This is a genomic window from Pseudomonas sp. zfem003, from assembly GCF_032621675.1.
Taxonomy (GTDB): domain Bacteria; phylum Pseudomonadota; class Gammaproteobacteria; order Pseudomonadales; family Pseudomonadaceae; genus Metapseudomonas; species Metapseudomonas otitidis.
Map to the genome: position 1 here is coordinate 226,450 of NZ_JAVYJG010000001.1, position 18,055 is coordinate 244,504.

Below are 18,055 nucleotides of genomic sequence, written 5' to 3' on the forward strand. Positions count from 1 at the left end.
ATGAAGAAACCCCGCCTGCGTCATGAAGTCCTGGCCGGTCTCACCACCGCCTTCGCCCTGGTGCCCGAGTGCATCGCTTTCGCCCTGGTCGCCCACCTCAACCCGCTCATGGGGCTGTACGGCGCCTTCATCATCTGCACCCTCACCGCCCTGTTCGGTGGCCGACCGGGGATGATCTCCGGCGCTGCCGGTTCCATGGCGGTGGTCATCGTCGCCCTGGTGGTGGAGCACGGCGTGCAGTACCTGCTGGCCACCACGGTGCTGGCCGGGGCGGTGATGCTGCTGTTCGGGGCGTTGCGCCTGGGCAAGCTGGTGCGCATGGTGCCGCACCCGGTGATGCTGGGCTTCGTCAACGGCCTGGCGATCGTCATCGCCCTGGCCCAGCTGGAGCACTTCAAGCAGGGCGACGCCTGGCTGAGCGGCATGCCGCTGTACACCATGCTCGGCCTGGTGGGGCTGACCATGGCGGTGGTCTGGCTGCTGCCGCGACTGACCCGCGCCGTGCCACCGGCGCTGGTGGCGATCCTCGGTGTCGGGCTGCTGGTGCACCTGCTGGGCCTGCCCACCCGCACCCTGGCGGACATGGCGCAGATCGCCGGCGGCCTGCCCAGCTTCGCCCTGCCGTCGGTGCCCTGGAACCTGGAGACGCTGCAGATCATCGCGCCCTATGCGCTGCTGATGGCCATGGTCGGGCTGCTGGAAACCCTGCTCACCCTCAACCTCACTGACGAGATCACCGAGAGCCGAGGCTTCCCCGACCGCGAGTGCATGGCCCTGGGCGCGGCCAACATCGTCTCCGGCGCGTTCGGCGGCATGGGCGGCTGCGCGATGATCGGCCAGACCGCCATCAACCTCAGCTCCGGCGGCCGGGGCCGGCTGTCCGGCGTGGTGGCCGGGGTGATGATCCTGCTGTTCGTACTGTTCCTGTCCCCGCTGATCGAGCGCATCCCGCTGGCGGCGCTGGCCGGGGTGATGTTCGTGGTGGCCCAGCAGACCTTCGCCTGGGGCTCCCTGCGGGTGGCCGGCAAGGTGCCGCTGAACGACGTGCTGGTGATCGTCGCCGTCACCGTGATCACCGTCTTCACCGACCTGGCCGCCGCCGTGCTCTGCGGCATCGTCATCGCCGCCCTGAATTTCGCTTGGCACCACGCCCGCGAGCTGTACGCCGACAGCTACATCGAAGCCGACGGCAGCAAGCTCTACCGGGTGCATGGCACGCTGTTCTTCGCCTCCGCCACGCCCTTCCTCAACCAGTTCGACCCGGCCGGCGACCCGGAGCGGGTCACCCTCGACTGCCGGCACCTCAGCTTCGTCGACTACTCCGCCATCGCCGCCCTCAAGACCCTGCGCGAGCGCTACACCAAGGCCGGCAAGCACCTGCGCGTGGAGCACCTCTCAGAGCGCTGCCGCACCCTGCTCAGGCGCGCAGGGGAACAGCCGGCCTGAGGGCGCCTTCGGGGCGGGGATCCGGATCGGTAGCCACCCCGGCCGCCAGGCAACGCCCGGGCCAGGGTGGGGAAGCCCTTAGACGAATGCCTGGGCGCGGCGGCGGGAGCGCGGCAGGCGCTGCTTGCCGGGAGTCTGGCTCAGGCGGGCCTGCCAGCTCTGCCAGGCGCTGCCCTGGGTGGCGGCCTGCTGGGGGCTCTTGCGCGCAGCGGGCTCGCTGCGCGGCGGCGTGACACGCGCCTGGGCGGCTGTGGCCTGGGGCGCGGCGCCCTGTTCAGCCTGGGTGAAGGCGTTGGTCCGGCGACAGGTCTTGCAGGTGACCTCGGCCGGCTGGTTGGAGGCGTTCAGGTTGGCATCGCTGCGGCCGCAGGCACCCTGACCCTCTCCGCTCAGGAAATGGATAACCATTTGATTCTCCTAATAAAAAGGGGGCGGCATTATTCCCGCATCGCAGGGCCATTTCCAGCCGGATGGACCAGCGGCAGGCGTCAGGCCGCCCCGTCGGCCGCCTGCGCCTGCAGCCAGGTGACGAAGGCCTGCGCCAGCGCCGACAAGGGGCGTTGCCGGGGCCACACCAGCCAGTAGGGGAAGGGATAAGGCGCCGTTACGCTGCCGAGCTGGACCAGTTCGCCCCGGACGATGGCGTCCTGCACCAGGCTGCGTCGTTCGAGCGCAACGCCCTGCCCCAGCCGCGCCGCCTCCAGCACCAGGTTGGAGTCGTTGCACTCCAGGCCGCTGCGGGCGGGGGGTGCCACCCCGGCCTGCTGGCACCAGGCCTGCCAGGATTCGCTGCAGAACAATGAGGCGCCCGCGACGATCGCGTCGGGCTCCTGGGGTAATTGCCCGCCGTTGAAGAAGGGCGCGGCCACCGGCACCCACTCGTCGTGCAGCAGCAGGCGCGCCTCCACGCCGTCCCACTGGCCATCGCCCATGCGGATGCCCAGATCCGCCGCGCTGTCGCCGAGGTGGACCACCTCCAGGGACGCCAGCAAGCGCAGGTGGATGCCGGGGTGACGCCGCTGGAAGTCCGGCAGGCGCGGCACCAGCCAGGCCCGGCCGAACGACGGCAGCACGGCGACCGTGATGGTCCCGGCCTGGGGCGGCGCCTTCACGCGGCGGGTCGCCTCGGCCATCTCCACCAGGGTGCGGCGGATCTGCAAGGCATACAGGCGCCCGGCCTCGCTGACCCGGAGGCCCCGCCCTTCACGCACCAGCAGTGCGACGCCGAGGGCATCCTCCAATTGACGCAATTGCTGGATGACGGCCGAGTGGGTGACGTGCAGTTCGCGGGCTGCGCGGGTCACGCTGCCGAGCCGGGCCACGGCTTCGAAGCTGCGCAGCGCCGGCAAGGGTGGAAGGTCGGACATGTAAGCGCACCTAACGGAAAAGCCGAGAAAATAGCGATTTTATTCGCGCCTTTCACGCTTTAGCGTAAGCAGCACTACGCAACAGGAGATCCCCCATGAAGCTCTACGGCATGCTCGACTCGCCCTATGTACGCCGCGTCGCCATCAGCCTCGATTGCTACGGCGTCCCCTTCGAGCACCATCCGCTGTCGGTATTCAGCGACTTCGAGGCCTTCGCCCGGATCAATCCGGTGGTGAAGGCACCGACCCTGGTGCTGGACGATGGCACGGTGCTGATGGACTCGAACCTGATCCTCGACCACTTCGAGGCACAGGCGTCGCGCCCGCTGCTTCCGCCCACGGATCGGCACCGTGTCCTGGCCCGGACAGGGCTGGCGCTGGTGGCCTGCGAAAAGGCCGTGCAGGTGGTGTATGAACGCCGCTTGCGGCCGGAAGCCAAGCAGCATGGCCCCTGGCTGGAGCGCGTGAGCCTGCAGCTGCGTGCTGCCTGTGCCGGGCTGGAGGCCAGCGCCCGCGCCGAGGTGGACACCCTCGACCAGGCCGCGATCAGCAGCGCGGTCGCCTGGGCCTTCATCCAGCATGTGGCAGCGGACCTGATCGACCCGGCTAACTACCCAGGCTGGAGCCGCGAGGCGCGCGCGCTCAACGACAGCGCGCTGTTCCGGCGCTATCCGCTCGAATGAGCCGCCGCCGCCCAAATTCCCATTCGAACTCAATCCAAGCTCTATTTATTCCATTCAGCTATTAGATAGACCGATTCATTCTTTTTCAGCCCCTGCCCGCCCCTGACACACTCCAGGTCGCCTGGAGCCACCCTCCGGCAGCGGCGGGCGCCCTCACCCAGGGCGCCCGCCATCCCCGCATACGGTGCCCTGCGAATCGACAGGGCCCATCCAGGAGCTGTCATTTCATGAAGAAACTCACTGCCGTCACCGCCCTCGCCCTGGCCGTACTGTCCGGCCTGGCCCATGCCGATCGCCTCGAAGACATCCGCAAGGCCGGCGTCCTCCGGGTCGCCGCCTTCGACAGCAACCCGCCCTTCGGTTTCGTCGACCCGCAGACCAAGCAACTGGCCGGCCTCGACGTCGACTACGCCAAGGCCCTGGCCGGCAAGCTGGGCGTGAAACTGGAGCTGCTGCCCACCAACCCGGCCAACCGCATTCCGCTGCTGACTGCCAACAAGGTGGACCTGGTGCTGGCCAACTTCACCATCACCCCCGAGCGGGCCCAGCAGGTGAACTTCAGCATTCCGTACTTCGCCTCCGGCCAGCAGTTCATCGTGCGCAAGGGCACCCTGACCGAGCCGGAGCAACTGAACAAATGGCGCGTGGGCGTGGACAAGGGCACGGTCAACGAAGGCGTGCTGCGGGAGAAATTCCCCGGCGCCAAGGTCATCGCCTACGACGACACCCCCTTCGCCTTCACCGCCCTGCGCAACGGCCAGGTACAGGCCATCACCCAGGACGGCCCCAAGCTGATCGGCCTGCTGGCCAACGTCCCGGACAAGGACAAGTACGAGGTACCGCCCTTCACCATCTCCAACGACCTGATCGGCGTCGGCATTCCCAAGGGCGAGGCCGCCCTGACCGGGTTCGTCGACCAGTCGCTGCGCGAGCTGGAAGCCAGCGGTGACGCCCAGAAGATCTACGACGCCTGGTTCGGCCCGAGCACGCCGACGCCCCTGGCTCGCCTCTACCGGATCGGCGACAAGAGCTGATCGCCCTCTCTCCCTGCGCCCCGCTTCGGTGGGGCGCAGTCGTTGATGCCCCTGCTCCGGAAATCCAACCATGTTCGGCGACCTCCTCGCCCCGCTCTACCTGCAGTGGCTGCTGGACGGCTTCCTGCTGACCCTCGGCCTTTCCGCCCTGTGCTGCCTGCTGGCCACCCTGCTCGGCGCGCCCCTGGCCATCGCCCGCCTGGCGCCCTCGCGCTACTGGTCGTGGCCGGCGCAGGCCTTCCTGACCACCTTTCGCAATACGCCCCTGCTGGTGCAGCTGTTCTTCTGGTACTTCGGCGTGCCGGCGCTGTTGCCGGAAGCGCTGGTGTTCTGGCTCAACAGCCCGCACGAACTGGCCATCGGGCCGCTGGTGCTGGCCTGGCCGTCGTTCGAGTTCCTCGCCGGGGCCTGGGGCCTGACGCTGTACACCACGGCCTTCGTCGCCGAGGAGTTCCGCGCCGGCATCGCCTCGGTACGCCCGCAGCAGCGCGAGGCCGGCCTGGCGCTGGGCATGACGCCTGGCCAGGTGTGGCGCGTGGTGCTGCTGCCCCAGGCGCTGCGCACGGCCTTCGCCCCGCTGCTGGGGCAGTACATGAACGCGCTGAAGAACTCCTCGCTGACCATGGCCATCGGCCTGGCCGAGCTGTCCTACGCCTCGCGCCAGGTCGAGACGGAAACCTTCAAGACCTTCCAGGCCTTCGGCCTCGCCACCCTGCTGTACATCGGCACCATCGCGCTGATGGAAGCCCTCGGCCAGGTGGTGCAACACAGCCGGCGCTACCGCCAGGGAGCCGCCTGATGGACGTCTCGGTCATCCTCGACAACCTCGACTACCTGCTGCTGGGCCCCTGGCCCGAAGGCCCGCTGGGCGGCGCCGCGCTGACGCTGGTGCTGGCCCTGTGCTCGGCCCTGGCGTCGGCGCTGATCGGCCTGGTGCTGGGCATCGCACTGGCCCTGTCGAAGGGCCGCTGGCGCCTGCTGCTGGTGGGCATGCTGGGCTTCTTCCGGGCGATCCCGGTGCTGATGCTGGTGTTCTGGACCTACTTCCTGCTGCCCATCGTCTTCCACGTGGACGTGCCCGCCCTGGCCACGGTGGTCTGCGCCCTCTCGCTGATCGGCGGGGCCTACCTGGCCCACTCGGTCAGCGCCGGCATCCTCAGCCTGCCGGAGGGCCAATGGCACGCGGCGCGCGCCCTGGGCATGCGCCCCTGGCAGGTACTGCGCTGGGTGATCCTGCCCCAGGCCCTGCCGATCATGCTGCCGTCGTTCCTCAACCAGTGGGTCTCGCTGATCAAGGACACCTCCCTGGCCTATGTCATCGGCGTCGGCGAGCTGTCGTTCGTGGCCACCCAGGTGAGCAACCGGGTGATGGTGCACCCCACGGAGATCTTCCTCTTCGTCGCCCTGCTCTACTTCGTCCTGTGCACCAGCCTGGACCTGGCGGCCGGTGCGCTGGCGCGCTACGGCGGCGGCCCCCGGCAGGCGCGTTGACGCGGGTCATGGCACTGCCCTGGCGAGCCGTCATGATCCGCCCACCCTGCCGCCCGAGGACCCGCCATGACCTACCTGCTGCTCAAGTTCGTGCACATCACCGCTGCGGCGTTCTTCATCGGCGGGGTGTTCTTCGAGGTGATGATCCTCAGCCGCGCCACACCGGTGCTGGACGAAGACGCCCGCAGCCGCCTGTCCCAGGCCCTCGGCAAGCGCGCCCGGCAGGTGATGCACTGGGTGGTGCTGGCACTCTACGGCGCCGGGCTGGGCCTCGCCTGGCACTACCGCGCGGTGCTGGCGGCGCCCTTCGCCAGCCACTTCGGCACCCTGCTGGTGCTGAAGATCAGCCTAGCGCTGAGCATCCTCGGCCACTTCCTGCTGGTGGTCCTGCTGATGCGCAGCGGCCGCATGACGCCCGCCCGCTCCCGCCTGATCCACCGCAGCGTGCTGCTGCAGATGCTCGCCATCCTGTTCCTCGCCAAGGGCATGTTCCTGCTCTGACGTCCGGTGTGCCCTACTCGAACCACACCGAGCGGGCCCCGTAGCGCCAGATGGCCTCGCCCAGCAGCTGCGCACCGCAGGAGCCGTCTCCCAAAGCCTGGTGAGCGGCCTGCGGCGAGCGCCAGCGGCTGCGCTGGACCAGCCAGTCGCCGTCGGTGCCGACCTCCAGGGAGCTTTCCAGCAACCCCTGGTGCGACGCCAGGCAGGCGGCCAGGCGCGGTGCCAGCCCCTCCAGCAGCGCCTGGCGGCGCTCGGGATCGAAGGCGAACCGGATGGCGGTGTGGATTTCCTCTGCGTACTGCATGTCCCGACTCCTCTGCGGACCGATCTTGTGCATGAACGGCGCCGAGGGTAAAACCTCAACTTAACTTGAGGTCAAGAGCTCAGCACGATGCCCGCCGTCACACCCGCCAACATCCACAAGCCCCTCACCGTCGGCCAGGTCGCTGAACGCAGTGGCGTACCGGTTTCCACCCTGCATTTCTACGAAGCCAAGGGGCTGATCCGCAGCACCCGCAACGCCGGCAACCAGCGCCGCTACGCCCGCGACGTGCTGCGCCGAGTGGCGATCATCAAGGTCGCGCAACGCCTGGGCGTGCCCCTGGCGGAAGTGGCCGAAGCCCTGGCCGCCCTGCCCGAGGGCCGCACCCCCACCGCCGCCGACTGGCATGCCCTCTCCGAACGCTGGCGCCACGAGCTGGACCAGCGCATCCAGCGCCTCACCGCCCTGCGCGATCAGCTCAACGGCTGCATCGGCTGTGGCTGCCTGAGCATGGAAACCTGCCCCCTGCGCAACCCCGGCGACGCCCTGTCCGAGTTCGGCAGCGGGCCGATGCTGCTGGAGGACGGTTCGGAGCCAGACGCTAAAGCTGGACTCACAAGCCCCCAGGGAACGCGCGAACCATCATGAAAAACGTTCAGGAGCGGCACTTCGCCAGCATCCATTTCCATGTCTAGAATCCGGGGGCGGTAATTTCCACGCTACGGATACTGACAGGAGTCTTTCCCATGCCGGCACAACAACTGTTCGAAAAGATCCGCGACGCTTTGCAAAACGGCGCCATCATTGGCGACGATGACTACCAGGCCAAGATCGACATACTTCAACCTTTGGTCGATGGTTTCCCACTGGATTTACCGGTTCGCCTGGTGTCTTACCAGAACCACAATGGTGCACGTGACATCTCCGATGCAGTCGAAGCGGAGGTGCCCTACATCCTTGGGGTTCGCATCCGCTCCAATGACCAGCAAGGGAGGCTGCAGGTCAACGCACATCCTCATGTGCAAGCCAATTACCTCACTCTGTTCGCCGACACGGTCGATACAGGTGTCCCAGCCCCCTTGGAAGGCAACTTCAGAGCGGACGTCGTGCTTTACAAGCGCTGCCCGTAACACCCTCGCCCCCTCCCGAGCCCGCCGCTGACTCCCCGTCGGCGGCGTGCGGCAAGTGCAGTCGCCAAGACAGTTCCGCCCCTGAGACAAACACCCGGTACAACAACGCCGATTGCATTACATTGCCGACCTTTCCATCGGCAAGGGACTGCAACGTTGAACCTATTCTCTGGCGCCACTGCCCGGCGCATCGGCATTCGTGGGCTCGGCCTTGCGCTGGCCCTGCTGGCAGGCGCTCCCGAGGCCCTGGCCTTCGACATCGACATGGCCGGGATCAAATGGTCGGGCATGGCCCGCAAGTTCGTGCTCGACCGTCCGGAGACGGCCACCCTGGAGATCAAGCCATTCCACCTGCCGGGCCTGGCGAAGGTGCCGGCGCGTATCGTCCTGAGCCAGCACCGCGGGTTGTTCTACCTCAATGCCTACCAGGACCTGGCGTACCAGCAGCGGGTCTACAAGTCGCCGCCCATTGCCCTGTTCAGCCCCGAGGAACTGCGTGCCTGCGAGCCCTCGGATTTTCCCATCCGGGTCAGCGAGCGCTGGCCAGCGAGCAACACCCTGGACACCGGCCTCAGCCTCACGTCGCTGAGCTTCGACTGTTCGGCCCCCTCGGACTGGCAGCTCAGCCAGCGCTACCTGCTGGTCGACCAGCGCGATCCGCAGAACCCGCTGCTGGCCATCAGCCACCGCCGCGATATGGACCGGATGGACTTCACCCCGCTGCAGCCCATCAGCGAGGCAATCGCGCAGCAGTGGTTGCAGGCCCTGCAGAAGTTTCCGCCCTGGTTCCGCCCCTTCACCAGCGCCAAAGGAACGATCACCCTCAACGCCTATGTGCCGGCCCAGTCCCCGGATGACACCTGGAAGCAGTTCCGTGCCCTGCACCAGCAACTGCTGAAGACCAAGGACAAGCGGCCGGGCATCCGCGAGGTGGAAGACTTCTTCGCCCTTCATGACTTCCGCAGCATCGCCACCGAGCGTCGCGAATACCCTGGCCTGCTCAACGACATCGCCTTCTGGGCCAGCGAGGCCGGCCAGCTGCAAACCGCCCGCCCCTGGCTCGAAGAAGTGCTGCGCCGCGACCCGGGGCGCATGCCCGCCTACCTCAACCTGGCGGACCTGGATTGGGCGATCTACGAGCAGCGCCCTGAGTACACCATCCACCAGGGCCGAGCCGTCGAGGCCTACCGGGTGTACTGCGGCCTGCGCCTGAAACGCCAGATGAGCATCCCGCCCCGGGTGCTCGAACGCCTGGGCATCACCACCGCCAACCCGCAGGCCTGCCAGGGTTTCTGGCCGCTGGTGGCCGCCGTGGACGCCGGCGACCTGGCCGAGGTGCAGCGCCTGCTGGCCAGCGGCATCAGCGGCGAGGTCATGGCCGACGATGGCCGCAGCGCCCTGCTGCACGCCCTGGACGTGCCGCATCTGGACATCGCCCGGCTGCTGCTGGAGCACGGCGCGCGCACCCGCGGTCTCTACAACGGCAGCACCTTGGCGATCCTGACCATGCAACGCGACCTGAGAGACAACCTCGACCTGAGCCAGGGCGGACGCTTGAAGTTCCTCATCGAGGCCGGTGTCCGCATCGACGAGCCGGACAGCCGAGGCGAGACGCCCCTGATGCAGATGGCCGGAAACACGCGTGGCCTGCAGGCCTTCGGTTGGCTGCTGCGTTACCCGCAAGATCTCGATGTGCGCAGCAAGGACGATGGCGAAACCGCTCTGTACCGAGCCTTTTCCGCCCACAATTTCGGGGCCATGAAGCAACTGATAGCCGCCGGCGCCAACCTCGACCTGAGCTACGGCCGTGGCACCTGCCATGGCCAGCCCACAGGCAAGAGCCTGCTGACCCTGGTGGCCGAGCAGACCGCTGCCGATGCCCAGTCCCCTACCGTCAGCCAGCAGGACACCCTGGCGTTGTTCACCCTGCTGCTGGAAAAAGGTGCCGATCCCACTGTCGGCCAGCAGTGCGAGAAGAAGGGCTATGCCCTGTTGCTGGAAGCCATCTCCCGGAACAAACGCGAGGACCTGCTCGACGTGCTGCAGCGCTTCGCCGCCCTGCCTGTTCTGCAGCAACCTGCTAGAGACTGACCCCATCGCGGTAGATCACCCGCCCCTCCGGGGTGATCTCGCCAATGGCGCGGAGCATGTGGTCGGCCGCAGCTTCGGCCTCCCGGGCGCAGGTGCAGCCGGGGGCGTACACCCAGAGCACCTGCACCTGCGCATCCTCGTGGCTCGGCTGGTACTCGATCAGGCCGACGTAGCCGTTGCCGCTGGGCATGGCGTCGGTCCAGGCGATGGCGTAGGGAAAGTCACGGAGCATGGGGTATCCAGGTGGTCAGCGCTGGGGCCGGTCGAAGCGACCCAGCAAGTGCGGCAACAGGTTGAGAATGGCCAGCACCACCAGGGCGGCCAGCAAGGCGGTGGCTTCGTAGCCGAGGCCCACGGTGACGCCGATGGCGGTGGTGGACCAGAGGCCGGCGGCGGTGGTCAGCCCCTTCACTTCGTCCATGCGGTCGCGCTTGAGAATGGTGCCGGCGCAGAGAAAGCCGATGCCCGCCGTCAGCCCCTGGATCACCCGGCTCATGGCGTCGTGCTCGGCCCCCGCCATCTGCGGCACCAGGACGAACAATGCCGCCCCCAGCGCCACCAGCATGTGGGTCCGCACCCCGGCGGCCTTGCCGTGCTGCTCCCGCTCGAAGCCCAGCAGGCCGCCCAGCAGCGCAGCCAGGAACAGCCGCAGCACCACGCGGGTGGCCCGGGCCGGGTCCTCCAGGTCGGCGAACTCCTCGGCCAGGGTCTCCAGCACACGCTCCCAGGCGCTCACCCGCTATCGCCTCAGGGCGCCAGGGGCAGGTAGCGGCAGGCACCGCAGCGGCTGCACACCTGGCACAGCATCGCCTCGCGGCCCATGGTCACTTCGGTTCCGGTGGCCCAGCTGCAGCCACCCAACAGACACAACAGGGTCATTGCGTCCTCCTTCGGCCAACGGGCCGGACGGGTCCTGTCAGAAACTTTGATGCGGTGGCAGCGAGTTGGTTTGAGGTTTTTCAGTGCCGCGCCGCCCAGCCGGAAAGCTGAACTCGCTCCAAGGGCCGGGTGGTCTAGAGGGTGAACCACCCCGAGGAGACTACCATGAGCCGACACCGCTTCCTGGTGAGCTACATCCACGACAACCAGCCCGGTTCCGTGGAGGTGGAGTCCACCCACGCCCACCTCACGCCGGAGCAGGCCCGCCTGCAGGTGCAGACCCTGCGTGACATCGACGACCCGTCGCGCCTCAGCGACATCCAGGTCACCCCCATCCTCCACCCCAAGGAGCCCGGCACCACGCCCGGCCATTACCAGCAGCCCTGACGCAGCCGCCCGAGGCCCCCATGCACAACCTGGAAACCCCGACCTACAAGCTGGCGCTGTTCGGCGCCCGCAGCAGCCTCGGCAGCGCCCTGCTGGTGGAGGCCCTGTCCCGCCAGTGGGAAGTGACGGCCCTGGTGGACGATCTCAACGCACTGGACAGCCGCCCCGGCCTGCGCACCAAGGCGGGTGCGCTGGACGACGCCCTGGCAGCGAGCCAGGCCGTGGCGGGCATGGATGCGGTGCTCTGCTACCTGCCGGGCGTGCCCCTGGCACCGGAGCGGGCCATGCGCAGCGATGGCGCCTTCGACCAGGCCTTCATCGCCATCGGCGCACTGCTCGACGGCCTGGCAGTGGCGCGGGTCAAGCGCCTGATGGTGATCGCCGACTTCGACTGGATGGACACCGACAGCGGCCACCCGGCCCAGCCTGGCCAACAGCTCCAGCAGCGCCTGGTGGACAGCCCGCTGGCCTGGACCCTGGCCGATGCGCCCGCCGGAGCGGAAACGCCCGGCCAGTACCTGACCCTGGCGGACTTTCGCGAAGGCCACGAGGAACCCCGGGTAGCGGCCCTGCTCGCCCAGGCCCAGGCGCTGCTGGACGAGTGCCGCCTCGCCGCCCACGTGCGCCAGCGGGTGAAGGTGGACGCCAGCGGCTGAGCCGCTGGCGCCCGCCGGTTCAGGCCGGGACGATGGCGGCCTTGGGCTCGCGGGCCCAGACCCGGTGCCGGGCGATGGCCTCGAAGAAGGCCTGGCGCACCACGTTGGCATCGGGCCCGCTCAGCAAGCCGTCGTCCTCTTCCAGGTAGAGCTGGCTGGCCAGGTCCCCCGCCTCTCCACAGAGGGCAATGGCCTTGAGGTGCTTGTAGGCCTCCAGCAGGTAGTGCAGCGCCTCGCCGTTGCGGCTCAACGCCTTGGCCGCCGCCACGCCGCCGGGGACGAACACCGCGTCGAAGGCGATGGAGGGCAAGCCGGCGAAGGTTGCGTCCGGTTGCAGCTTCTGGCCCTCGGCGGACACCACCGGGGCCGAACTGGGGGCCAGCAGCTTGGCGCTCGCCCCGGCCTGCTCCAGTGCGTCCCTCAGCGTTTCCACGTCACGCCCACAGGCGCCGTCGGCCAGCAGGATGGCCACCTTGCAGGAGCGGATGTTGCCCGGCAGCAGGTTCATCTGGCTGAGGGCCGGCGACTGCTGCAGGCTGCCATCCGTCACCGCCACGGTGGGCCCGCCGGGTGGCGTGATGCCGAGGTTCTCGGCCACCTGGCGCGCCAGGTCGAGGTCGATGTTGGCGAGGATCTCTTTCACCTGCCGCTCGCGGATGGCCACGCGCTCCACCTTGCCCAGCTCGAAGCTGTAGGCGGCGACGATGTGCCCGCGCTCCACCTCGCTCATGCTGCGGTAGAACAGCCGGGCCTGGGAGAAGTGATCGCCGAAGGAGTCCGCGCGCTTGCGCAGCTTGGTGCCGGAAACCGGCTCGTGATAGCTGCTGAAACCACCGTTGCGCGCGGCCGGCGGTGTCTCCTTCGGCCAGCCACCATCGATGGAGTTGGGCTCGTAGGCGGCACGCCCCTTGTTGATGGTCTGCCGGTGCATGCCGTCGCGCTGGTTGTTGTGGAACGGGCACAACGGCCGGTTGATCGGCAGCTCATTGAAGTTCGGCCCGCCCAGGCGCGACAGCTGGGTGTCGGTGTAGGAGAACAGCCGGCCCTGCAACAGCGGGTCGTTGCTGAAATCGATGCCGGGCACCAGGTGGCCGGGGTGGAAGGCGGCCTGCTCGGTCTCGGCGAAGAAGTTGTCCGGGTTGCGGTCCAGCACCAGGCGCCCCACCACCTTCACCGGGACGATTTCCTCGGGCACCAGCTTGGTGGGGTCGAGCAGGTCGAAGTCGAAGGCGTGCTCGTCATCCTCCGGGATCAGCTGCAGGCCCAGTTCCCACTCCGGGTAGTCGCCGCGCTCGATGTCCTCCCAGAGCATGCGCCGGTGGAAGTCCGGGTCCTTGCCGGCCAGCTTCTGCGCCTCGTCCCAGACCAGGGAGCGCACGCCGGACACCGGCCGCCAGTGGAACTTCACCAGGGTCGAACGGCCATCGGCATTGACCAGGCGGAAGGTGTGCACGCCGAAGCCCTGCATGGCCCGGTAGCCCACCGGAATGGCGCGGTCGGACATGGTCCAGAGCACCATGTGCGCCGACTCCGGCACCAGCGAGACGAAGTCCCAGAAGGTGTCGTGGGCGGAGGCGCCGGTAGGGATCTCGTTGTGCGGCTCGGGCTTCACGGCGTGGACGAAGTCGGGGAACTTGATCGCGTCCTGGATGAAGAACACCGGCATGTTGTTGCCCACCAGGTCGAAGTTGCCCTCGTCGGTGTAGAACTTCACCGCGAAGCCGCGCACGTCACGCACGGTATCGGCGGAGCCGCGCGGCCCCTGCACGGTGGAGAAGCGCACGAACACCGGGGTGCGCTTGGACGGGTCGTTGAGGAAATCCGCCTTGGTGTACTCGGCCAGCGATTCGTAGACCTGGAAGTAGCCGTGGGCGGCCGCGCCCCGGGCATGGACGATGCGTTCGGGAATGCGCTCATGGTCGAAGTGGGTGATTTTCTCCCGCAGGATGAAGTCCTCCAGCAGCGACGGGCCACGCTCGCCGGCGCGCAGGCTGTTCTGGTTGTCGGCGATGCGGGTGCTGGTGTTGGTGGTCAGGGCCTCGCCGGTGGCGTCCTCGCGGTAGGCCTCGAGCTGCTTGATCTTGCGGCTGGTGTTGCGGCGGTCTTCGGTGTCGGTACCGGCGAGATCGCTGCTGGCGCCTTTCTTGTCGGTCATCGGGGTGTCCTCGGCTGGGCAATGGGGCCGCTGGGCGGCGGGTGGATGACCGGGCCGGCGGCAACTGCCGCCGGCCCGGTGGCGCTCAGTCCTCGCTGGTGCGCCGGGCGTGGCTGCGTTGCCCGCCCTTGCGGCCGGCGGCCGATGCCCGTTCCGGGTCGTTGCGGAAGTTTCCCCCGCTCACCTGCCCGCCTTTCTTGCCGGCCTCGGATGCACGCTGGGGGTCTTCCGCGAAGTTGCCTTTGCCACCTCGATGTTGAGCCATTGCACGGTCCTCTCTTGTCTGTGGGTCCATTCGGGTCCGGCGTCGATGACGCCTAGAACGTCTGAGGACCGGGACGGCGAGAGGTTCTAACTTTTTGCCAGGCGGAGCGGGCTCAGGGCGCGGGCAGTACCTGCAACCCTTTCAGGTCGCAGCCCTGGTCGCAGCGCAGGACGGTGAGGGTCTGGCTCCCGGCGAGCACCCTCGCCTCTTCCACCACCGGCGGCCCCTGCGTGTCCGAGGCTGCCTTCCAGCCCAGGCGCTCGGTGTGGATGACGATGCGTGACGGATGGGCCAGGTAGAGGTATTCGCGGCCATCGAAGGTCGGCCCGCTGCCCTTGATCACGTCCAGCTGCACGTCGTCGTAGACCAGCGAGGCAACCGTATAACCGCCTTCGGGGACGGCGTGCCCGACCAGGTTGGCCGCGCGTTGCGCGCTGGGGTCTGCACGCCAGGCCTGGTAGCGGGCGTACAGCGGCCCCGCGTTGCAGTAGAGCCGGTCGTTGTAGCGGGTCGAGCCAGCCTTCTCGCAGGCCAGGGCCTGGTTGTGCCAGGCATTGGCCACCAGGCGGGCATCGCGGCTGCCGTCGATCAGGGCCTGCCCGGCCTGCAGGGAAAGGCCGTAATCCCCGTCCCGCAACGCCACCAGGGACAGGTCGGCCAGCGCCCGCTCATGACCGGGCTGCAGGTTGATCGCCAGGTCGAGCGCTTGCAGCGCGCGCTTCAGGTCGTCGGCCTGGTAGGCCTTCTCGCCCTCCAGCACCAGCCGCTGGGCGCGGGCCTGCAACACCGGGGCCGACGGCGGTTGCAGCAGCGCCGCCACCCCGGCCACCTGCTCGTCGGCGATGTTCGAGTTGCGCTCGGCGGCACCTGGCGCGGTGTACTGCTGCAGCCAATCCAGGGGCGTGCGCCCCGGCTCGCCGTCCCAGCGGGCCTTGATGGCGGGCTCGGCGCCTCTGTCCAGCAGCAGCTTCACCAGCTCCGGGCCGGCATAGCGCGCGGCGTAGTGCAGCGCTGTCATGTTGGTGGTCCGCAGGCTGTAACTGCAGCCATCCACGGGAATCAGTGTGGTTGCGTTGGGGTAGGCCCCCTTGTCCAGCAGGGTGCGAGCGCTCTGCACCTGGTTGTACTGGGCGGCGTACATCAGCGGCGTCTTGCCGAAGGCGTTCGCCTGGTTGACGTCGGCACCCTGCTCGATCAGGTAGGCCAGGGCCTCGGGGTAGTCGATGGCCACCGCCAGGTCGTCCACCTTGCCCGGCAACGCGCGGATCTCGGCCATCGGCCGGTGGGCGAGGATGGCATCGCGCAGGACGGCCTCGTCCTTCGGGTAGGGCGCGTACTGGTAGAAGCGGATGCCCTCGCTGACGGCGTTCTGCAACGCCTGCCGGGACAGGGCAGCCGCCTGCGCCTTGGCCAGGCCGTAACGCTGGGCGAAGAAGGCGGCGACAGTCGCCTGGCTGCGCTCCATCTGCTGGACGAACGCCTCGTAGGCCTGGCGCTCGAACACACCCTTGTCGGCCCAGCGCTGCAGGCCATGCAGGTCCTGCTCGTAGGTACCGGTGGGGTCATCGACGCGCTCGAACACCGCCCACGGACGGTAATGGACCGCCTGCAACGCGTCATGCATGGCCGTTTCCCAGCGGGCGTGGGTGCGCGCGCTGCCGCACATCCAGCCGGCGTCCTGCCGGACCCGCGCCGCAGCCCGCTCCATCGCCTCCACTGCCGAGCGCACCGCTGCGGGGATGCTCTGGGCGATCTGCGCCTCATCCGGCCCGGTGCTGATCCGGCAGGTGGTCCAGGTCAGGTCGTCGTTGAGGCGGCTGACCTCCAGCCGGTCCGGCTGGCCGTCGATGCCGCTGCCGATGCTGACGTAGCGGTCGTCCCGGTCCTTGAACAGCTCCACGTCGACGGCCGGGCCGGGCAGCCCTTTTGCCAGCTGCTCCAGCGTCTCGCGGTCCTGCCCCGGCGTGCGGCTGGCGATCACCTGGTAACGCTCGCAGGCACCGCCACAGCCCGGGTGGGTCAGCAAATCGAAGTAGACCGGCCCCTGGCCGGCCTCGGCGCCACGCAGTTCGACACGCTGCATACCGGGCAGCACGAACGCCGCCCAGCGCTTGCGGGTGAGGAAGTGTGCCCTGGCCGCCTTCAGCACCTCGTCGCAGAAGGCGCCGTCCCCAGCCACCCGTTGCGGGGTGAACCAGGCCTTAGCCGAGGCGTTGGTCCCCGCCTGCTCGGCTGTGGTGGCCCAGGTGGCGGGCGTCACGCTCAGCAGCAACAGCGTCGACAGGCAGCGGGCAGTACGGGAAGCGGTCAGGGGCATGGTCTTCATCCTTGAGGGAGGGCGCAGGGCCTTCCCGGTGGCGTCCGGAAAATCGGCGTAGCAGACGCCTTTGGCCCTTTGCCGTCAATCACGACCCGTTGGTTTCCGTGACGCGGTTCAGCCCCTTGCCGGCCCGCCGAAGCGCCCCAGCCGGTACGCCTCCAGCCCCGCCACGGCCTGCCCCTGGGCCAGTTGGCCGATGTACTCGGCGGTGACGGCAGCCTGGGTCAGCCCGAGGTGCTGGTGGCCGAAGGCGAGCAGGACGCGGCCGTCGTCCACCCGGTCGATGATCGGCAGCGAGTCCGGCAGCGAGGGGCGGAAGCCCATCCAGGGGCTGGCGCCTTCGGTGTCCAGCCCGTCACGGAACAGCCCCTGGCTGAGGCGGTGCAGCTGCCACGCGCGGGGCATGTTCGCCGGCTTCTCCAGCCCGGCGAACTCCACGGTGCCGGCCAGGCGCAGGCCGCCGGCCATGGGCGTCATGATGAAGCGCCGCTCGAAGCTGGTGACGGCGAACGGCAGCCGCCCCTGCTCCCGGGGCAGCATCAGATGGTAGCCGCGTTCGGTGTCCAGCGGCACCCGCGTGCCGGTGAGGCGTTCGGTGAGCGGCGCGGAGTGGGCGCCGCAGGCCAGCAGCACCTGGCGGGCGCGCAGGCTGCCGTCGTCCAGCCTCAGGACGACGACCTCCCCCAGCCGCTGGCCGTCGAGCACGCGCTGGCGATGGAAGGTGACGCCCAGCGCCTCGGCCGCCCGCGCCAGTTCGACAACCACGCGGTGCGGGTCGATGAAGTGCCCGGTGGCCGGGAAGAACAGCCCGCCGCGAATCCCGTCGCTGAGCTGGGGCGCCGCCGCGTGCAGCGCCTCCGCCCCCCAGGACTCCACCGGCACGCCCTGCCCGGCCATGCGTGCCTGGAGGGCCTGCAGCGCCGCGCGGGAGGCGTCCTGCTCGTACACCAGCAGCGAACCGTCTTCGCGCAGCAGGTCGGGCCGCTCGATGGCCTGCAGCAGGCGACGCCAGGCGCCCAGGCTGGCTTCGTTGAGGGCCCGCAGGCCGGCCACAGTGCGGGCGAAGGGTGCCGCCCGCAGGTTGAGCAACAGGCGCAGGAACCAGGGGGTGGCGCGCGGCAGGTAGGTCCAGTCCAGGCGCAGCGGGCCCATGGGGTCGAGGAGCATGCCCGGCAGGCGCTTGAGGATCGACAGGTCGGCGATGGGGAACACCTGCTCGGTGGCCAGGTGCCCGGCATTGCCGAAGGAGGCGCCCTGCCCCACGCCGTCCGGGTCGAACACCTGCACCCGCAGCCCCTGGCGCGCGAGCTGCAGGGCGCAGGCGACACCGATGACGCCGGCGCCGACCACCGCGACATCCACATCCGCTGGCTGGAGATCGCCCATGT

The 18,055-nt window shown here is 68.8% G+C and carries 21 protein-coding genes; 11 read left to right on the top strand and 10 right to left on the bottom strand.

Annotated features, from left to right (window positions below; genetic code table 11):
• Complete coding sequence (locus RTK35_RS01115) at positions 1-1,446, top strand: SulP family inorganic anion transporter (RefSeq protein ID WP_316907153.1); 1,446 nt, start codon at positions 1-3, stop codon at positions 1,444-1,446.
• 78 nt (positions 1,447-1,524) lie between these two features.
• Here RTK35_RS01115 and RTK35_RS01120 read toward each other — a convergent pair whose 3' ends face one another.
• Together RTK35_RS01120 and RTK35_RS01125 are read right to left on the bottom strand one after the other, a co-directional pair.
• Positions 1,525-1,854 carry a hypothetical protein gene (locus RTK35_RS01120; RefSeq protein ID WP_279812208.1) on the bottom strand — a complete coding sequence of 110 codons (330 nt, stop codon included), beginning with the start codon at positions 1,852-1,854 and terminating at the stop codon, positions 1,525-1,527.
• Between the two features lie 80 nt (positions 1,855-1,934).
• Positions 1,935-2,813 carry a LysR substrate-binding domain-containing protein gene (locus tag RTK35_RS01125; protein ID WP_316907154.1) on the bottom strand — a complete coding sequence of 293 codons (879 nt, stop codon included), beginning with the start codon at positions 2,811-2,813 and terminating at the stop codon, positions 1,935-1,937.
• A 95-nt stretch (positions 2,814-2,908) separates the two neighbouring features.
• Here RTK35_RS01125 and RTK35_RS01130 point away from each other — a divergent pair, with 95 nt between their 5' ends.
• From RTK35_RS01130 to RTK35_RS01150, 5 genes are all read left to right on the top strand, one after another.
• On the top strand, positions 2,909-3,496 hold the full coding sequence (locus tag RTK35_RS01130) for a glutathione S-transferase (protein WP_316907155.1): 588 nt from the start codon (positions 2,909-2,911) through the stop codon (positions 3,494-3,496).
• A 227-nt stretch (positions 3,497-3,723) separates the two neighbouring features.
• On the top strand, positions 3,724-4,530 hold the full coding sequence (locus RTK35_RS01135; protein WP_316907156.1) for an ABC transporter substrate-binding protein: 807 nt from the start codon (positions 3,724-3,726) through the stop codon (positions 4,528-4,530).
• 70 nt (positions 4,531-4,600) lie between these two features.
• The gene (locus RTK35_RS01140; RefSeq protein ID WP_316907157.1) at positions 4,601-5,329 is read left to right on the top strand and encodes an amino acid ABC transporter permease; all 729 of its coding nucleotides are present in this window, start codon (positions 4,601-4,603) and stop codon (positions 5,327-5,329) included.
• Positions 5,329-6,021: an amino acid ABC transporter permease gene (locus tag RTK35_RS01145; protein WP_316907158.1), complete on the top strand. Its 693-nt coding sequence runs from the start codon at positions 5,329-5,331 to the stop codon at positions 6,019-6,021. Before RTK35_RS01140 ends, RTK35_RS01145 begins: the two co-directional genes overlap by 1 nt.
• A 66-nt stretch (positions 6,022-6,087) precedes the next feature.
• Positions 6,088-6,522, top strand: coding sequence for a CopD family copper resistance protein (locus tag RTK35_RS01150; protein WP_044404673.1), 435 nt, complete (start codon positions 6,088-6,090; stop codon positions 6,520-6,522).
• Between the two features lie 13 nt (positions 6,523-6,535).
• On the opposite strand, the gene RTK35_RS01155 is transcribed toward RTK35_RS01150, so the two are convergent.
• Positions 6,536-6,826 (bottom strand): hypothetical protein, encoded by a 291-nt coding sequence (locus tag RTK35_RS01155; RefSeq protein ID WP_044404676.1) that lies wholly within the window; start codon positions 6,824-6,826, stop codon positions 6,536-6,538.
• Between the two features lie 87 nt (positions 6,827-6,913).
• Here RTK35_RS01155 and soxR point away from each other — a divergent pair, with 87 nt between their 5' ends.
• The 3 genes from soxR (at position 6,914) to RTK35_RS01170 (ending at position 10,005) form a co-directional block, all read left to right on the top strand.
• Positions 6,914-7,432 carry a redox-sensitive transcriptional activator SoxR gene (soxR, locus tag RTK35_RS01160; RefSeq protein ID WP_236214853.1) on the top strand — a complete coding sequence of 173 codons (519 nt, stop codon included), beginning with the start codon at positions 6,914-6,916 and terminating at the stop codon, positions 7,430-7,432.
• A gap of 98 nt (positions 7,433-7,530) precedes the next feature.
• Entirely contained in the window at positions 7,531-7,914 is a 384-nt protein-coding gene (locus RTK35_RS01165; RefSeq protein WP_316907159.1) for a hypothetical protein, read from the top strand.
• 156 nt (positions 7,915-8,070) lie between these two features.
• Positions 8,071-10,005 (top strand): ankyrin repeat domain-containing protein, encoded by a 1,935-nt coding sequence (locus RTK35_RS01170; RefSeq protein ID WP_316907160.1) that lies wholly within the window; start codon positions 8,071-8,073, stop codon positions 10,003-10,005.
• On the opposite strand, the gene RTK35_RS01175 is transcribed toward RTK35_RS01170, so the two are convergent.
• The 3 genes from RTK35_RS01175 to RTK35_RS01185 are packed head-to-tail and all read right to left on the bottom strand — an operon-like array spanning position 9,995 to position 10,884.
• On the bottom strand, positions 9,995-10,237 hold the full coding sequence (locus RTK35_RS01175) for a hypothetical protein (RefSeq protein WP_316907161.1): 243 nt from the start codon (positions 10,235-10,237) through the stop codon (positions 9,995-9,997). The genes RTK35_RS01170 and RTK35_RS01175 overlap by 11 nt on opposite strands.
• Positions 10,238-10,252: 15 nt before the next feature.
• Positions 10,253-10,741, bottom strand: a complete 489-nt coding sequence (locus tag RTK35_RS01180) for an MgtC/SapB family protein (protein ID WP_044404691.1) — start codon at positions 10,739-10,741, stop codon at positions 10,253-10,255.
• Positions 10,742-10,752: 11 nt separating this feature from the next.
• Positions 10,753-10,884 (bottom strand): PSPA7_2676 family Cys-rich small protein, encoded by a 132-nt coding sequence (locus RTK35_RS01185; RefSeq protein WP_142009585.1) that lies wholly within the window; start codon positions 10,882-10,884, stop codon positions 10,753-10,755.
• Between the two features lie 165 nt (positions 10,885-11,049).
• On the opposite strand from RTK35_RS01185, the gene RTK35_RS01190 reads away from it, so the two are divergent.
• Positions 11,050-11,271, top strand: coding sequence for a hypothetical protein (locus tag RTK35_RS01190; RefSeq protein ID WP_074971502.1), 222 nt, complete (start codon positions 11,050-11,052; stop codon positions 11,269-11,271).
• A 20-nt stretch (positions 11,272-11,291) separates the two neighbouring features.
• The gene (locus RTK35_RS01195; RefSeq protein ID WP_316907162.1) at positions 11,292-11,927 is read left to right on the top strand and encodes an NAD(P)H-binding protein; all 636 of its coding nucleotides are present in this window, start codon (positions 11,292-11,294) and stop codon (positions 11,925-11,927) included.
• Positions 11,928-11,946: 19 nt separating this feature from the next.
• Here RTK35_RS01195 and katE read toward each other — a convergent pair whose 3' ends face one another.
• The 4 genes from katE to RTK35_RS01215 all read right to left on the bottom strand — a co-directional run bounded on the left by katE (position 11,947) and on the right by RTK35_RS01215 (position 18,053).
• Positions 11,947-14,082 carry a catalase HPII gene (gene katE / locus RTK35_RS01200; protein WP_316907163.1) on the bottom strand — a complete coding sequence of 712 codons (2,136 nt, stop codon included), beginning with the start codon at positions 14,080-14,082 and terminating at the stop codon, positions 11,947-11,949.
• 85 nt (positions 14,083-14,167) lie between these two features.
• Complete coding sequence (locus tag RTK35_RS01205) at positions 14,168-14,347, bottom strand: general stress protein (protein WP_044404703.1); 180 nt, start codon at positions 14,345-14,347, stop codon at positions 14,168-14,170.
• A 112-nt stretch (positions 14,348-14,459) separates the two neighbouring features.
• A complete protein-coding gene (locus RTK35_RS01210) occupies positions 14,460-16,664 on the bottom strand; it encodes an ankyrin repeat domain-containing protein (RefSeq protein WP_316907164.1) in 2,205 nt (734 codons plus the stop codon).
• A gap of 117 nt (positions 16,665-16,781) precedes the next feature.
• Positions 16,782-18,053, bottom strand: coding sequence for an FAD-dependent oxidoreductase (locus RTK35_RS01215; protein ID WP_316907165.1), 1,272 nt, complete (start codon positions 18,051-18,053; stop codon positions 16,782-16,784).
• Positions 18,054-18,055: the final 2 nt, after the last annotated feature.

Bases quoted from the DNA above. Each gene is read 5' to 3' on its own strand.
- RTK35_RS01205 (WP_044404703.1), bottom strand. From the start codon at position 14,347: ATGGCTCAACATCGAGGTGGCAAAGGCAACTTCGCGGAAGACCCCCAG.
- RTK35_RS01120 (WP_279812208.1), bottom strand. From the start codon at position 1,854: ATGGTTATCCATTTCCTGAGCGGAGAGGGTCAGGGTGCCTGCGGCCGC.
- soxR (WP_236214853.1), top strand. From the start codon at position 6,914: ATGCCCGCCGTCACACCCGCCAACATCCACAAGCCCCTCACCGTCGGC.
- RTK35_RS01130 (WP_316907155.1), top strand. From the start codon at position 2,909: ATGAAGCTCTACGGCATGCTCGACTCGCCCTATGTACGCCGCGTCGCC.
- RTK35_RS01115 (WP_316907153.1), top strand. From the start codon at position 1: ATGAAGAAACCCCGCCTGCGTCATGAAGTCCTGGCCGGTCTCACCACC.
- katE (WP_316907163.1), bottom strand. From the start codon at position 14,082: ATGACCGACAAGAAAGGCGCCAGCAGCGATCTCGCCGGTACCGACACC.
- RTK35_RS01135 (WP_316907156.1), top strand. From the start codon at position 3,724: ATGAAGAAACTCACTGCCGTCACCGCCCTCGCCCTGGCCGTACTGTCC.
- RTK35_RS01215 (WP_316907165.1), bottom strand. From the start codon at position 18,053: ATGGGCGATCTCCAGCCAGCGGATGTGGATGTCGCGGTGGTCGGCGCC.
- RTK35_RS01155 (WP_044404676.1), bottom strand. From the start codon at position 6,826: ATGCAGTACGCAGAGGAAATCCACACCGCCATCCGGTTCGCCTTCGAT.
- RTK35_RS01140 (WP_316907157.1), top strand. From the start codon at position 4,601: ATGTTCGGCGACCTCCTCGCCCCGCTCTACCTGCAGTGGCTGCTGGAC.
- RTK35_RS01210 (WP_316907164.1), bottom strand. From the start codon at position 16,664: ATGCCCCTGACCGCTTCCCGTACTGCCCGCTGCCTGTCGACGCTGTTG.
- RTK35_RS01165 (WP_316907159.1), top strand. From the start codon at position 7,531: ATGCCGGCACAACAACTGTTCGAAAAGATCCGCGACGCTTTGCAAAAC.
- RTK35_RS01150 (WP_044404673.1), top strand. From the start codon at position 6,088: ATGACCTACCTGCTGCTCAAGTTCGTGCACATCACCGCTGCGGCGTTC.
- RTK35_RS01195 (WP_316907162.1), top strand. From the start codon at position 11,292: ATGCACAACCTGGAAACCCCGACCTACAAGCTGGCGCTGTTCGGCGCC.
- RTK35_RS01145 (WP_316907158.1), top strand. From the start codon at position 5,329: ATGGACGTCTCGGTCATCCTCGACAACCTCGACTACCTGCTGCTGGGC.
- RTK35_RS01175 (WP_316907161.1), bottom strand. From the start codon at position 10,237: ATGCTCCGTGACTTTCCCTACGCCATCGCCTGGACCGACGCCATGCCC.
- RTK35_RS01185 (WP_142009585.1), bottom strand. From the start codon at position 10,884: ATGACCCTGTTGTGTCTGTTGGGTGGCTGCAGCTGGGCCACCGGAACC.
- RTK35_RS01190 (WP_074971502.1), top strand. From the start codon at position 11,050: ATGAGCCGACACCGCTTCCTGGTGAGCTACATCCACGACAACCAGCCC.
- RTK35_RS01125 (WP_316907154.1), bottom strand. From the start codon at position 2,813: ATGTCCGACCTTCCACCCTTGCCGGCGCTGCGCAGCTTCGAAGCCGTG.